At 69.1% G+C, this 13,498-nt stretch carries 14 protein-coding genes; 4 read left to right on the top strand and 10 right to left on the bottom strand.

The annotated features are described in order from the left end of the window. Positions 1-60: 60 nt before the first annotated feature. The gene (locus J5J86_RS19590; RefSeq protein ID WP_209101048.1) at positions 61-753 is read right to left on the bottom strand and encodes a YggS family pyridoxal phosphate-dependent enzyme; all 693 of its coding nucleotides are present in this window, start codon (positions 751-753) and stop codon (positions 61-63) included. Positions 754-1,008: 255 nt separating this feature from the next. On the opposite strand from J5J86_RS19590, the gene J5J86_RS19585 reads away from it, so the two are divergent. Both J5J86_RS19585 and J5J86_RS19580 read left to right on the top strand, forming a co-directional pair. Next, a complete protein-coding gene (locus J5J86_RS19585) occupies positions 1,009-2,601 on the top strand; it encodes a sensor domain-containing diguanylate cyclase (RefSeq protein ID WP_209101046.1) in 1,593 nt (530 codons plus the stop codon). Beyond that, a complete protein-coding gene (locus tag J5J86_RS19580) occupies positions 2,598-3,035 on the top strand; it encodes an NUDIX hydrolase (protein WP_209101045.1) in 438 nt (145 codons plus the stop codon). The genes J5J86_RS19585 and J5J86_RS19580 overlap by 4 nt, the downstream gene beginning before the upstream one ends. Positions 3,036-3,045: 10 nt before the next feature. On the opposite strand, the gene J5J86_RS19575 is transcribed toward J5J86_RS19580, so the two are convergent. The 6 genes from J5J86_RS19575 to J5J86_RS19550 all read right to left on the bottom strand — a co-directional run bounded on the left by J5J86_RS19575 (position 3,046) and on the right by J5J86_RS19550 (position 8,408). After that, a complete protein-coding gene (locus J5J86_RS19575) occupies positions 3,046-3,939 on the bottom strand; it encodes a dihydrodipicolinate synthase family protein (protein ID WP_209101043.1) in 894 nt (297 codons plus the stop codon). A gap of 129 nt (positions 3,940-4,068) precedes the next feature. After that, a complete protein-coding gene (locus tag J5J86_RS19570) occupies positions 4,069-4,926 on the bottom strand; it encodes a C40 family peptidase (protein WP_209101041.1) in 858 nt (285 codons plus the stop codon). Between the two features lie 17 nt (positions 4,927-4,943). After that, entirely contained in the window at positions 4,944-6,323 is a 1,380-nt protein-coding gene (locus J5J86_RS19565; protein WP_209101039.1) for a leucyl aminopeptidase family protein, read from the bottom strand. Positions 6,324-6,395: 72 nt separating this feature from the next. Further along, entirely contained in the window at positions 6,396-6,872 is a 477-nt protein-coding gene (locus tag J5J86_RS19560) for a prepilin peptidase (protein ID WP_209101036.1), read from the bottom strand. A gap of 7 nt (positions 6,873-6,879) precedes the next feature. After that, the gene (locus J5J86_RS19555) at positions 6,880-7,032 is read right to left on the bottom strand and encodes a Flp family type IVb pilin (RefSeq protein ID WP_446698630.1); all 153 of its coding nucleotides are present in this window, start codon (positions 7,030-7,032) and stop codon (positions 6,880-6,882) included. 197 nt (positions 7,033-7,229) lie between these two features. After that, positions 7,230-8,408, bottom strand: a complete 1,179-nt coding sequence (locus J5J86_RS19550; protein ID WP_209101033.1) for an MFS transporter — start codon at positions 8,406-8,408, stop codon at positions 7,230-7,232. A 193-nt stretch (positions 8,409-8,601) separates the two neighbouring features. On the opposite strand from J5J86_RS19550, the gene J5J86_RS19545 reads away from it, so the two are divergent. Together J5J86_RS19545 and J5J86_RS19540 are read left to right on the top strand one after the other, a co-directional pair. Then, positions 8,602-9,141 (top strand): GNAT family N-acetyltransferase, encoded by a 540-nt coding sequence (locus tag J5J86_RS19545; protein WP_209101031.1) that lies wholly within the window; start codon positions 8,602-8,604, stop codon positions 9,139-9,141. A gap of 90 nt (positions 9,142-9,231) precedes the next feature. After that, positions 9,232-10,470, top strand: coding sequence for an alpha/beta hydrolase family protein (locus J5J86_RS19540; protein WP_209101025.1), 1,239 nt, complete (start codon positions 9,232-9,234; stop codon positions 10,468-10,470). A 171-nt stretch (positions 10,471-10,641) separates the two neighbouring features. Here J5J86_RS19540 and J5J86_RS19535 read toward each other — a convergent pair whose 3' ends face one another. Genes J5J86_RS19535 through J5J86_RS19525 form a run of 3 tightly spaced genes read right to left on the bottom strand, consistent with a single transcriptional unit; the run spans position 10,642 to position 13,475 of the window. After that, positions 10,642-11,592, bottom strand: a complete 951-nt coding sequence (locus tag J5J86_RS19535) for a PDR/VanB family oxidoreductase (protein WP_209101023.1) — start codon at positions 11,590-11,592, stop codon at positions 10,642-10,644. Then, entirely contained in the window at positions 11,592-12,107 is a 516-nt protein-coding gene (locus tag J5J86_RS19530; RefSeq protein WP_209101021.1) for an MOSC domain-containing protein, read from the bottom strand. Before J5J86_RS19530 ends, J5J86_RS19535 begins: the two co-directional genes overlap by 1 nt. Before the next feature lie 54 nt (positions 12,108-12,161). Further along, positions 12,162-13,475: an MFS transporter gene (locus tag J5J86_RS19525; RefSeq protein ID WP_209101019.1), complete on the bottom strand. Its 1,314-nt coding sequence runs from the start codon at positions 13,473-13,475 to the stop codon at positions 12,162-12,164. Positions 13,476-13,498: the final 23 nt, after the last annotated feature.

Here is a 13,498-nt window from a genome sequence, read left to right as displayed (position 1 = left end):
CCCCCGTCCCGTTCAAGCTGAAAAGCCCGCCCGCTGTTCCCGCGGCCGGGCGATGGGCCCTCATCCCGCCGCCGGCACCGGCGCGCGGGAACCGAAGATGGCGCTGCCCACCCGCACATGGGTGGCGCCCTGGTTGATGGCGGCGGCGAAATCCGAGCTCATGCCCATGGACAGGCCCTTAAGGCCATTGCGCGCGGCAATCTCGGCCAGGAGCGCGAAATGGGGGGCCGGCACATCCTCCACCGGCGGGATGCACATGAGGCCGGCCACGTCGAGCCCGAGGTCACGGACGCACTGCGCGATGAAGGCGTCGGCCTCCTGCGGCAGCACACCGGCCTTCTGCGGCTCCGCCCCGGTATTGACCTGAAGGAAGACCGGCAGGCGCCGGCCCTGCCTGTCCATCTCCTGCGCCAGCACTTCCGCGATCTTCCGCCGGTCCACCGAATGGATGGCATCGAACAGCGCCACCGCCTCGCGCGCCTTGTTGGATTGCAGCGGTCCGATGAGGTGCACGGCGATGCCCTCCGCCTCCTCCCGCAGCTCCGGCCACTTGGCCTGCGCCTCCTGCACCCGGTTCTCGCCGAACAGGCGCTGGCCGGCGGCAATGACGGGCCGGATGTCGGGGGCGAAGAAGGTCTTGGAGACGCACACCAAATGGACGCGTGACGGGTCCCGCCCGGCCCTGCGGCAGGCGTCATTGATCTGCGCATGCACCTGCGCCAGCCGTTCCGCCGGCCCGTTCGTCTCGGCCATTCAAGTCCCCATTCATCATGGCGCACAAGAAGCACGTGTTCCGGTCGCCCCGACTGGAGGCATGCCGGTAACCTGTGGCATCCTGCGCCCGCATCTTCCGCCGCCCCTTTTGCCCCCGACGGGCGCGAGAGGAAAGAGGCAGGACGGATGCGCGCGTCGGCGGGTGTGAACCGGCGGCCCTCAGGGAGACAGTGACGCCCCATGGCGGGAACGAGCGAGACAGGTGCGTACCAGGCCCGCCGGCGGGGAGCGAGCTTGCGCGTCCGGCTCGCCGCCCTGTTCATGCTGGCGGTGCTGCCGCTGGCAGGAGAACGGATCTGGACCCTGATCCAGGACCGCGATCATCTGATCGCTGAAAACCTGGAGGACCTGCGCGAGTTCGGCGAGCAGGTGACGCTGGTGCAGCGGGAAAGCCTCGCCTCCGCCGTGGCGGTGACGCAGGTTCTGGCGCGCGAGGCCTCGCGCCTGATGGCCGAGCCGGTTTCCTGCACCACCTTTCTTCATCGCCTTACGGCTGATCTGGTGGGCATACAGGGCGCCATCATCACCGATGCCGACGGCATTGTCCGCTGCGCCACCAGCCGCGCGCTCATGGGGGTCGACCTTTCGGATCGTCCCTATGCGCGCCAGGCCTTCGCCTCCCATCGCCCCGCCTTCAGCGACCTGATCCGGGTGCGGGGCACAGGCACCCCCACCATTGCCATCGCCGAGGCCGAGCGCGACGACAAGGGCATCCCCGTCGCTCTCGCCGCGGTGGCCGTGGATCTGCAATGGCTCTCGCGCATCAGCGCCCTCACCCGCCTTCCCAAGGGTGCGGTGGTGGAAGTGCTGGATGCCACCGGAGCGGTGGTGACCCGCACGCCCTATCTGGAATCGGCCCTCGGGGCCAGTTTCGCCGACCATCCCCTGTTCCAGGTGCTGTCCCGCACGGCCGAGGGGCAGACCCGCGCCGTGGGGTTTGACGGCGTCGAGCGCTTCTATGCCTTCCTGCGGGTGCCCGGCACCACCATGCGGGTGCTGGTGGGCGTGCCGGCCCTGGACGTGACCGTCGCGGTGGACGAGCAGATCCTGCTGACCGTCACGCTCGTCATTTGCGCCTCCATCATCATGGTGCTGCTGGCCTGGTGGCTGTCGGAGCGGATGGTGGTGGCGCCCATCCACCACCTGGCACAGGATGTGCGGGATGCCGGCCTCGATGGCGGTGTCGCGGTGAATGACCCTGAGGTGAGGGAGTTCCGCCCGCTGGTGAGCGCCATCAACGAACTGGGCCAGCGCCTCGCCGAGCGCACGGCGGAATTGCGCAACCATAATGGCCGCCTCGCCGCCCTCGCCCGCACCGATGGCCTGACCGGACTCGCCAATCGCCGCACCTTCGACGTGCAGATGTCCGCCGAGTGGGTGCGCTCCGGCGACCGGGGCCTGCCGCTCGGCCTCATCATGGTGGATGTGGACCATTTCAAGCTGTTCAACGACAATCAGGGGCACCTGGCCGGTGACGAGGCCCTGAAAGCGGTGGCCCGCATGCTGGCGGCCGCCTGCGCCGGGACACCCCACCTGCCGGCGCGCTATGGCGGCGAGGAATTCGTGGTGCTGATGCCCGACACGGACCTGTCCGGCGCCGCGGAATTTGCCGAGACGGCTCGACGCCTGGTGGCGGCGCTGGCCATCGAGCATCCCAGCGTCCCCTCGCGCCGCCTGACCGCCAGCTTCGGCGTGGCCATGGAAATCCCGGACGCGGGCAGTTCGCCGGACAGCCTCATCTCGGCCGCCGATCAGGCGCTCTATGAGGCCAAGCGCCTCGGCCGCAACCGGGTGTCGATCGCCCGGACAGACGACGTGGACCTGTGAGCGGCCCGCCCCCTCGCCCCGGCTGCGCGGCGCTGGCCGTGCTGCGGCGGGGCGCGCACCTGCTGCTGGTGCGCCGCGCCAATCCGCCCGATGCCGGCCGGTGGGGTTTTCCCGGCGGGCGCATGGAATGGGGCGAGACCATCGCCGAGGCGGCAGTGCGTGAGCTTGAGGAGGAAACCGGCATCACCGCCGCCGCCGGCCCCGCTTTCAAGGTGCTGGACTGCCTCGACCGCGACGGCGAGGGCGTGCTGCGGCACCATTACCTGATGGTCGCGGTGCTCTGTCATCCCGTAGGGGCGGACCCCCGCGCGGTGGCCGCCGATGATGCGCTGGAAGTGGCCTGGTTCACTCTGGATGACCTGCGCCGCATTGAGGCCGACCTCAGCTCCGGCGTGGTGGAGACCGCCGAGGAGGCGTTCCGCCTGCCCCCTTGAGCCGGGATGGTCACGCCAGACCCAGCGCTGCCAAGGTAGCCGCCACCTCGGCCTGCACGGCCGGCGCCAGCGGCAGGAGGGGACGCGGCGGCAAACTGGAGACGAGGCCCATCCCGGTCGCCGCCGCATACATGACCCGCAAGCTGGAATGGCGGCGGAACTGGTCCCAGAGCGGTTTCAGCCGAAGATCGAGCGCCCGCGCCCGGGCCAGATCGCCGGCCGACACCGCCTGCGCGATCTCCATGGCCTGCATGGGGAAGAGGCCCGCCAGCACGCTGAACCAGGCATCCGCCCCGGCGATCAGCGCTTCCGCGCAATGCCAGTCGCCACTATAGCCCACCACGCATCCCGAGGGCACGGCCGCCCGCAACTCGGCCAGATGCGCGCCGATCGCCGCCGGCTCCGGCGCCGTGCTCTTGATGGCCACCACCTCCGGCAGTTGGGCAAGGCGCGCCACCAAAGCGGGGGTGAAGCGGAAATGGGTGGTGGCGGGATTGTCATAGATGCAGAGCGGCAGCCCCGCCTCCCGGGCCACGGTGGCGAAATGCGCGAACACCTCGTCGTCGGTGAGCGGCGTATAGGACACCGCCGCCAGCAGCCCCGCCGTCGCGCCGGCCGCCTTGGCATCCTGGGCGAGGCGGACCGTCTCGTCGGTGCGCAGGGCGCCGATGCCCACCAGGACCGGCACGCCTTCCGCCGCCGCAAGCCCGGTCTCCAAAGCGCGCAGGCGTTCGGCGCGGCTGAGGAAGGGATAGGTGCCGGTGCTGCCCAGAAGCCCGATGCTGTCCACGCCGGCCGCCGCGAGGCGGGCGACGAGGCCGTGGAGGGCGCCGGCATCCACCGTGCCATCGGCATCAGCGGGGGTGATGGGGAAGGCGGAGACACCCTTGGGCAGCACGGTCATGACCTTTGATGGCGGAGGACAAGTGTCCGCCACCGGGGCGGGCGCGCAGACCCTATCCGCCATGCGGGCCGAACGCAGCCCGCCCGGCCTTCACGTTTGGCGACACTTTCCCGCTGGCACGGGGTCGTTTCAGGCGGAGAGCGCCAGCCGCTTTGCCGTGCGCAGGGGCAGGCCCGCGTCCGCGATGCGTTGCAGCGCGGGGCCGAGCGGCTCGCGGGCCACCATCATGTGGTGGGCATTGGCGTGCAGGAGCACATCCGGCGCCGCGACGATGGCCACATGGCCCGGCCAGAACAGCAGGTCGCCCCGCTGGAAAGGCCCGTCCAAGGGAAGGGACGCGCCGAGCGCGGCCTCCTGCTGGTGGCTGTCACGGGGGCATGGGAGGCCACAGGCATTGAGCGCCGTCTGCACCAGGCCCGAGCAGTCGAGCCCCAGCGCCGACCGTCCGCCCCACAGATAGGGCACGCCCAGGAATCGAGTGGCCACCTCCACGAAGTCAGCCTCCCGCGCGCCGAGCGGCTCCAGATGGGCGGCGAAGATCGCCCCCCGCTCCGTGAAAGCGAAGCGTCCGTCCATGCGCCGCACCGCCACCAGGCTGCCGAAGCACAGGCCATCCATGGGCGGCAGCTTGATGTCGGGACCGGGGAAGAGAAAGGTGCGGCCCACCTTCACCCGGTGGGTGGGCGCGGGGCCGGAGGTCCAGAGCGCGGCGGTGGGCATGTAGCCCACATAGCCATCCGCCGCCAATTGCACCCAGGACCAGCCTTCCGCATCATCCTCGAAGACGGTGACCGCCTCGCCATAGAGCGCCTCGGTGTCGAGGGAGGCCCCGGCATAGGGCTCGCGCCGCAGCGGGGCGACGGGCACCACCACCCGGCGCTCTTCCCCCGCCACATAGCGGGGCGCGTCGACGATGCCCCGCAGGCTTTCCGCCGCCAGGTCCGCCCGCGCGGGGGTGAGGCGCGGATCGCGTCTTTGCTCACTCATTTCTCCACCCGCTCCGCTCATGCGCCATACCGCTCCGCGAGCAGCGCATCGAGGGCGCGGATGGTCTGCGCCTCCCCGCCTTCGGGACGGCCGGGCTTGGAGGAGGGGTTCCAGGCATAGATGTCCAGGTGCAGCCAGCTCTTGGCGTGCTCCACGAAGCGCGACAGGAACAGAGCGGCGGTGATGGAGCCGGCAAAGCCGCCCGACCCCGCATTGTTGATATCCGCCACCTTGGACTCGAGCATGGACATGTACGGCCGCCACAAGGGTAGGCGCCAGAGCGGATCGGCCACCGCCGTCGCATGCCGGGCAAGATCCTCCGCCAGGGCATCATCGTCCGTATAGGCCGGCGGCAATTGCGGGCCGAGGGCCACGCGGGCCGCGCCCGTCAGCGTGGCGAAGTCGATCAGCAGGTCGGGGCTTTCCGCATCCGCCAGATCGAGCGCATCGGCGAGGATCAGCCGGCCCTCGGCGTCGGTATTACCGATCTCCACCGTGAGGCCCTTGCGGGAGCGCAGTACGTCGCCGGGGCGGAAGGCGTCCGCCGAAATGGCATTTTCCACCGCCGGAATGAGCACCCGCAGCCGCACCTTCAGCCCGCGCGAGAGAATGAGATGGGCCAGCCCCAGCGCGGAGGCGGCGCCGCCCATGTCCTTCTTCATGAGCAGCATGCCGGCGGAGGTCTTGATGTCGAGGCCGCCGGTGTCGAAGGCGACGCCCTTGCCCACCAGCGTCACCTTGGGCGCGTCCACGGGGCCAAACGTCAGGTCGATGAGGCGCGGGGCGCGGGCGGCGGCGCGGCCCACCGCATGGATGAGCGGAAAATTCTCGGACAGCAGGGCATCGCCCACGATCACCCGCGCCTCCCCGCCATGGCGGGCGGCGAGCGCCCGGGCGGCGGCCTCGATGTCGGCGGGGCCGAGGTCATTGGAGGGCGTGTTGACGAGATCGCGCACCAGGCTCACCGCCTCGAAGGTGCGGGTGAGCGCGGCCACGTCGAGGGTCGCGCCAGGCTTCAGGCGCACGGCCTTGGTTTTGGAGGCGGCGCGGTAGCGGTCGAACTTGTAGGTGCCGAGCGCAAAGGCGAGCGCGCCCTGGGCGGGGACCTCCCCTTCCAGCCGATAGGTGCCGGCGGGCAGGAGGCCCGGCAGGGCGCCGAGCGCGAAGGCATCGCCCCCCTCCCCCGGCACGCCGAACAGGAAGCCCACCACCGCTCCCCCTTCGCCCGGCACCGGCAGGAGCTTGCCGCTCTCCCCCGCAAAGCCGGCGGCCGATGCAAAGGCACGGGCAGCGGCGGGCAGGCCCTCGGGCGGAAAGCCGGCGGCGCTCACGCACCAGACGGGCAGGCTCTCGGCATCGGCGGGGGCAAGGAATGCGGGGCGGGACGCGTCGGACATGGGGCACTCCGGGAACCGGGCCTGTGAATCAGGCACCGGAGTTTAAACCAGAGCGCCGCAGACGCGAGCGGTTCAGGCCGCGCCCATCAAGGTGGAGAAGGGAAAGAGCAGAAGCGCCGCGCCCGCCAGCGCCACGCCATAGGGCAATGCCGGTAAGGCCGACAGGCGCAGGCGCTGCAAACGGTGGCGCCACAGGGTCGCCGCCACCAGCCCCGCGCCCAAAAGGCCGCACAGGAGGAGAAAGGCCGGCACCTGCCCCGGATCCAGCCAGGGCACCACGGCGGCGGCGAGCTTGGCATCGCCCGCCCCGATCACGTCGGCGGAAAACAGCAGGAACCCCACGCCCAGCACGCCCGCCGCCAGATAAAGGCGCAGCTTCAGGTCGGGCACGCCATGGATGGCCGCCAGAAGGGCGAAGCCCGCCAAAAGGGCCAGCACCACCAAATTGGGAATCACCCGGCGGGCGAGATCCGTGGCGATGGTGGTGCACAGGGCCGTCGGGAACAGCCCGATCACCAGGACATCGCCGATGAGGCTTGGAGCGGGCATGGGCGCGTCAGTTCCCCGCCGCCGCGGCAGACGCCTTCAGGCGCACCAGGGTGACGCCGATTTGCGTGACCACGGTGACAATGGCCACCGACAGTCCGGCGGCGATCAAACCATATTCGAGCGCGGTGGATCCGCGTTCTTCCCTCACGAAGCGGGACAAGAGAACCTTCATCGCGCACCTCGGCCGCCGTGGCGGCACATGTCTCCCCGCGGCCGAGGCCGCTCCATGGGAGGACGCTAGGGGGCGCCCCTTGCGGGCTGGTAAAGATCCGCCAACCTGGGAAAAAGGATGCTATTCAGCGTGCCCAATTCGTTAACGCGGCCGGGCGCAGACAAGGCTAAGACGAGGCGGTGCCCCTATTCCCCGCATTCCACCGGGCTTGGGCGGCGCACCGCCGGGCGGTCTAGGGCGGCGGACAAGAGGCTCGCCAGCAGCGCCAGGAGCGACAATCCCACCGAGACGAAGGGCAAATGGCCATAGGCGATGCCATGGGTGATGGCCACCGCGCCGATCCAGGCGCCCATGGCATTGCCCAGGTTGAAGGCGCCTTGGTTGAGGGTGGAGGCCAGGTTCGGCGCCGAAGCCGCCGTGTCCACCACCCGCAATTGAAGGAGCGGCACCAGCGCGAAGGCGAGCACCCCCCAGATGAGCAGCAGCGCCAAAGCCGGCACCGGGGCGCGGGCGCCGGGCACGAAGGCCAGCAGCACCACCAGCAGCGCCAGGATGGTGCCGATGAGGGACGGCATCAGCTTCCAGTCCGCCAGCCGCCCGCCCAGCATGTTGCCGGCTGTGAGCCCCACGCCGAACAGCAGCAGCGCGCCGGTGATGGCGGGGGCGGAGAGGCCCGTCACCTCCGACAGCAAGGGCGAGATATAGGTGAAGACGCAGAACAGGCTCGCCGAGCACAGCACGGAAATGAGCATGGCCAGCATCACCTGCCCGTTCCCCAGCACCCGGAATTCCTTGAGGATGCCGCCATGCGCCATGGGCAGGCGGCCGGGCACCAGCACGATGAGGGCGCAGAGCGCCGCGATGCCGATGACCGCCACCGCCCAGAAGGTGGCCCGCCAGCCCATCCACTGGCCGAAGGCGGTGCCCGCCGGCACGCCCAGCACATTGGCGATGGTCAGCCCCGCGAACACCAGCGCGATGGCCTGCGCCCGTTTCTGGCGCGGCACAAGGTCCGCCGCCACCACCGAGCCGATGCCGAAAAAGGCCGCATGGCAGAAGGCGGTGACGATGCGCGCGCCCATGAGCAGCCCATAGCTCGGCGCCAGGGCGCACAGCACATTGCCGCCGATGAACAGCGCCATCAGCCCCACCAGCGTCGCCTTGCGGGGCAAGGCGGCAGTGAGGATGGCCATGACCGGCGCGCCGATCACCACGCCCAGCGCATAGCCCGTCACCAGCAGGCCGGCGGCGGGAATGGTCACGCCGAGGTCACGGGCCACGTCGGGCAGAAGGCCCATGACCACGAATTCGGTCGTGCCAATGCCGAAGGCGGCGACGGCGAGGGCGAGCAGCGAGAGCGGCATGGGCAACCGGGGCAGATGAGGAGGAGGCCAGGGTGCACCTCTTGCTGCATTGCAGCAAGCCCGTGTGATGCAAGCCAGTCATGCGGCCGCTTTCCGGGCTGCTCCTGTCCCTCGGCGGACACGCTCCACAGCCGCCTCCCGCCCCTCCGGCGACCACAGTTTGGACGCCAAAGCGTGACAGGAGCAGACCATCATGCCTGAACCGATCACACTCGCCGAAGCCCATCCCGCCGATCTGCCGGCCTTCAAGAAAAACCTGCAGGAGGCCTTCGCGCTGGCCGTCATCAAGGAATTCGGACCGCTGACCGACGGCCCGATCCCGCCCGATGAAGACCTGGACAGCGCGTTCGCCGCGCCGGGCGCCGAGGTGCTTCATATCTTGCGCGACGGAGAGAAGGTCGGGGGTGCTGTGGTGACCATCAACACCACCACGAAACAAAACGCCCTCGATCTTTTTTTCATCTCGCCGGCCGCTCATGGCCAGGGCCTGGGACATCGGGCCTGGACCGCCATCGAGCAACGATATCCCGACACACGGGTCTGGCACACGCACACGCCCTATTTCGAGAAGCGTAACATCCACTTCTACGTCAACAAATGCGGGTTCAAGATCACCGCCTTCTACAATGCGCATCATGCGGACCCGAACCGCCCCGGCACGCAGGACTTTCCAGGCGTGGACGAGGCGTTCGAGTTCGAGAAGGTCATGCCCGGCGCCACGGCCACACGCTGAGCCAAGGCCGTGCATGCCCGCCTTGAAGCCGCGGGGGCCTGCGCCGTCCTCTACGCTAACCCCGTGATTTATCGCCGGTCCTCTGATTGAATGGCGCCGCCCTTCAAGGACGACGCCATGCCGCTCCAGTTCAAGGACGACCTGTTCGAGGCGCAATTCCTGCGCACCCTCGGCCACACCTTCTATGGCGGCGCCGATATCGGCGAATGCTTTGCGGTGGCCGGGCGCATCCCCAATGGCCATACGGAGCGCTGGTACGGCGAATGGACCGCGCTCGCCCAGCGCCTCTATGATGCCGGGCAGGCGAGCCTCTTGGCCGGGCGGGGCGCCAGCGCCCGCGACGCCTTCCTGCGCGCCTCCAACTATTTCCGCACCGCCGCCATCTTCCTGCTCCAGGCGCCGCCGGACCCGCGCCTGAAGGAGGCCTATGAGCGCCAGCGGGAAGCCTTCGCGCGGGCCTGCGCCCTCATGCGCACGCCGGCGGACAGCGTGCGCATCCCCTTCGGCGACACCACCTTGCACGGCATTTTCCTGCGCCCCTCGGTCACCGACAAGCCGCGCCGCACCCTCATCATCACCGGCGGCTATGACGGCACGGCGGAGGAATGCTTCTTCTATAGCGGGGCGGCGGCGCTCCAGCGGGGCTATAATGTGCTGGTCTTCGACGGGCCGGGCCAGGGCGAGGCGCTGATCCGCCATGGCATGACGCTGCGGCCGGACTGGGAGGCCGTCATCACACCGGTCATGGACTTCGTGCTCGCCCATGACCTGGTGGACAAGGACCAAGTGGTGCTCATGGGCCTCAGCCTCGGCGGCTATCTTGCCGCGCGGGGGGCGAGCAAGGAGCCGCGCCTCGCCGCCCTGGTGCTGGACCCGGGGCAGTATTCGATCCTGGAAGAGGCGCGCTCCCGCCTGCCCGGCTTTATCGGCCGGCAGGTTCCCGACGGCAACGGCCTCGTCCTGTCCTTCCTCAACTGGCGCATGAAGCGCCTGGTCGCCCACCCCACCGAAGGCTGGGCGCTGCGGCGGGGCATGTTCGTGAACGGGGCGGACAGCCCGCTCGCCTTCCTAAAATCCACCGCCGCCTACACCCTGGAGGGCCTCGCCCCGGAGATCGCCTGCCCCACCATGGTGTGCTCGGCGGAGGGTGACGGAATCGGGGTGACCGCCAAGCGCCTGTTCGATGCGCTGACCTGCGTGAAGCGGTACGCAGTGTTCAGGACGGCGGACGGCGCAGGCGCCCATTGCGAGGCCGGCGCCCGCACCGCCTTCAACCGCGAGATGTTCGACTGGCTGGACACGATCCTGGACCAGATCCAGGTGGGGTGAGCCCTCTCACTCATTGAGAGAGAAGGCGTGATCCCATCAGCCTGCGGTGCAGACTGATCGGCGCATGCTCTTGAGCGCTTCAGAGTTTCATGGAAACACTGAAGCGCTCTATCTCTTTGTTTTGACGTATTTTCTTAACTCGAACCGGTTCCCACTTCGCTCGGAAATGCTTTAGAGATCCACCACCAGCCGGTCCGAGGCGGAAAGGGCGACGCAGGCCACCAGCTTCCGCGCCCGGTCCGCCGGGCTCAGGATGCGGTCGCGATGGATGGGCGTGCCTTCCAGGTAATCCACCTTGCAGGCCCCGCAAATGCCACCCCGGCAGACGCAGTCCAGCTTGATGCCGTCCGCCTCCAGTGCATCCAGCATGGACAGGCCCGCCGGCACGTCGATGGACCGCCCCGAACGGGCGAGCACCAGCGTGTAAGGGCGTGCATCCGGATCCACCATCAAAGGCGGGGGAACAAAGCGCTCCACATGCACCTGCCCTTCCGGCCAGCCTTCCGTGAGGGCCTCGAAGGCATCGGTGAGGCCCTGCGGGCCGCAACAATAGACGCGGCGGCCATCCGCCGGCGCGCCGATCAAGGCGGCGAGGTCCGGCCGGCCGGTAAGCGCGGTGTCGTGATGAACCACGCGCCCCGCCGCGCCCAGCCGCGCCAGGTCTTCAGCCAGAGGCGCCGTCCCCCGTGAAAGGATGTGAAGCACGAAATCCGTGCGACCCGCCTCCAGCAGGGCCGCCCCCGCCGACAGGAAGGGCGTGACGCCGATGCCGCCGGCCACGAACACAAGGGGAGCGGACCCGGGTCCGCCCTCCAGGTCCAGCCCGCCGCGCGGCAGCCCGGCTCCGATCTCCGTGCCCGGCCGCGCGGCGTCGCACAGATAGAGCGAGCCGCCCCGCCCCTGCGCCTCCCGCTTCACGCCGATCACGTAGCGGGCCTTGTCCGAGGGCGGGTTGAGCAGGGAATAGGTGCGCTTGTCCCCGCTCGGCAAGGTCAGGTCGATATGGGCGCCGGGCCGGAAGGGGGGCAGGTCCCAGCCGTCCGGGTCGGTGAGCACCAGGCGGGTGATGTCGGGCCCTGCGGGCTCGGCCGCGCGGACCACCAGTCTGAGAAGCCGGGCCATCAGGAATTGCGCACCAGGTCGCCCACGCGCACCACGCCGCCCTTCAGGATCTTGCAATTGAGCCCGGAGCGGTTGATGAGCGGATCGAAGATGGCCTTGCCGGTGATCTCCTCGATATGCCGGCACGGCACCGAGAGGCGGGTCGCCTCCAGCAGCGTCTCGCCGAGCAGGAAGCGCCGGCCCACCAGATGGTTGAGCGGCACCCCCTCCACCGTCACGTTGCGCCGGTGGTCCTGCGGACCCAGCTCAATGCCGTGGTCGCGCTTCAGCGCCTCCAGCGTCTCGATCTCGAACAGGGTCACCTGCCGGCCTTCCTCGGGCCGCTCGGAATAGAAGCCCTCCTCCCGGCCGATCATGTAGCGATCGCCCTCGATGCCCTTGCCGGCGATGAGGGTGATCTCGTCCACCGCCCGCATGGGCAGGAAGGCGCGGGCGGTGATGTGCAGGTGGCGCACGATGCCGGTAAACGCCAGGACCGCCTCTTCGGGCGCGCGGGACAGGGTCTGGGTGAGCATGGTTCCTCCTTGAACACGGGTCCGCCGGGCCGAGGAACGGCCCGGCGGGATGCCTCAGCTGATGTCGGTGCCGGCCGTCTCGGGGGCCTTGAAGGTGGCGTAGGCGGTGATGAGGGCGCACACGATCAGATAGAGCGAGATGGGCCAGGTGGCGCCGCCGCTCCAGGTCATGAGGGAGGCGGCGATGAAGGGGGTAAGGCCGCCGGAAATGGCCGCGCCGATCTGGAAGCCCAGCGAGGCCCCCGAATAGCGCAGCCGCGCCGTGAACAGCTCCGAATAGAAGGGCGCGCCGATGCCGAACATCACCATCTGGCCGAAGGAAATGGCCACCACCACCGTGGCGGTCACGATCCAGGGGTCCTTGGTGTCGAGCAGCGTGAACATGGGGAAGGCAAAGCCCATGCAGAACAGGCAGCTCAGGTAGAACATGGTCTTGCGGCCCCACTTGTCCGACAGCCAGCCGAAGAAGGGGATCGAGAACAAGGCGATGAAGGACGAGGCCATGACGCCGTTCAGAATGGTGGCGCGCGGCATGCCCAATTTCTGGGTGGCATAGGAGATGACGAAGACGCCGGCGATGGAGGCGTAGGAAATCTCGGCGATCTTCAGGCCCACGGCGGTGAAGAAGGGCCGGCGGTGATGGGCGAAGATTTCCAGCACCGGCATGCGCGCCACTTCCTGCTTGGCCTTCAACTGGCGGAAGGCGGGCGTCTCCTCCAGGCGCAGGCGGATGAAGAGGCCGACGCCGATCAGCAGGATCGACAGCAGGAAGGGAATGCGCCAGCCCCAAGTGATGAACTCGCTCTCGGGCATCTGGGAGGCCACCGCAAAAATGCCGAGCGCGGCGAGGTTGCCGATGGGATTGCCCACCTGCACCAGCGAGCCGAACAGGCCGCGCTTCTTGGGCGGTGCGTTCTCCACCACCATCAGGACCGCGCCGCCCCATTCGCCGCCAATGCCGATGCCCTGGAGGAAGCGCAGCAGAATCAGCAGGATGGGGGCGGCGATGCCGATCTGCTCATAGGTGGGCAGGAGGCCGATGCAGAAGGTGCCGAGCCCCATGATGATGATGGTGGAGGCGAGCATGGCCTTGCGGCCGTGCTTGTCCCCCAGATGGCCGAAAATCGCCGCACCCAAGGGCCGGGCGAGGAAGCCCACCGCATAGGTGCCGAAGGCGGCGATGGTGGCGAGCGCCGGGTCGCCCACCGGGAAGAACAGCTTGTTGAAAACGAGCGCCGTGGCCACCGCATAGATCAGGAAGTCGTACCACTCGACCGCCGTGCCGATGACCGAGGACCAGACGATGCGGCGCATGCTCGCGGACCCCGCAGAGGGCGCGGTGACCGCCATATGTTCGGTGATAGCCATTGAAAGACCCCATCTGGAAAGGT

It is taken from the genome of Aquabacter sp. L1I39, assembly GCF_017742835.1.
Classification (GTDB): Bacteria; Pseudomonadota; Alphaproteobacteria; order Rhizobiales; family Xanthobacteraceae; genus L1I39.
The sequence above is the reverse complement of the archived record's forward strand: the minus strand, read 5'-3'. Positions and strand labels throughout refer to the sequence as shown.

Coding starts and splice junctions, on each gene's coding strand:
- J5J86_RS19545 (WP_209101031.1), top strand. CDS start 8,602: ATGCCTGAACCGATCACACTCGCCGAAGCCCATCCCGCCGATCTGCCG.
- J5J86_RS19535 (WP_209101023.1), bottom strand. CDS start 11,592: ATGGCCCGGCTTCTCAGACTGGTGGTCCGCGCGGCCGAGCCCGCAGGG.
- J5J86_RS19565 (WP_209101039.1), bottom strand. CDS start 6,323: ATGTCCGACGCGTCCCGCCCCGCATTCCTTGCCCCCGCCGATGCCGAG.
- J5J86_RS19560 (WP_209101036.1), bottom strand. CDS start 6,872: ATGCCCGCTCCAAGCCTCATCGGCGATGTCCTGGTGATCGGGCTGTTC.
- J5J86_RS19575 (WP_209101043.1), bottom strand. CDS start 3,939: ATGACCGTGCTGCCCAAGGGTGTCTCCGCCTTCCCCATCACCCCCGCT.
- J5J86_RS19540 (WP_209101025.1), top strand. CDS start 9,232: ATGGCGCCGCCCTTCAAGGACGACGCCATGCCGCTCCAGTTCAAGGAC.
- J5J86_RS19550 (WP_209101033.1), bottom strand. CDS start 8,408: ATGCCGCTCTCGCTGCTCGCCCTCGCCGTCGCCGCCTTCGGCATTGGC.
- J5J86_RS19590 (WP_209101048.1), bottom strand. CDS start 753: ATGGCCGAGACGAACGGGCCGGCGGAACGGCTGGCGCAGGTGCATGCG.
- J5J86_RS19525 (WP_209101019.1), bottom strand. CDS start 13,475: ATGGCTATCACCGAACATATGGCGGTCACCGCGCCCTCTGCGGGGTCC.
- J5J86_RS19570 (WP_209101041.1), bottom strand. CDS start 4,926: ATGAGTGAGCAAAGACGCGATCCGCGCCTCACCCCCGCGCGGGCGGAC.
- J5J86_RS19530 (WP_209101021.1), bottom strand. CDS start 12,107: ATGCTCACCCAGACCCTGTCCCGCGCGCCCGAAGAGGCGGTCCTGGCG.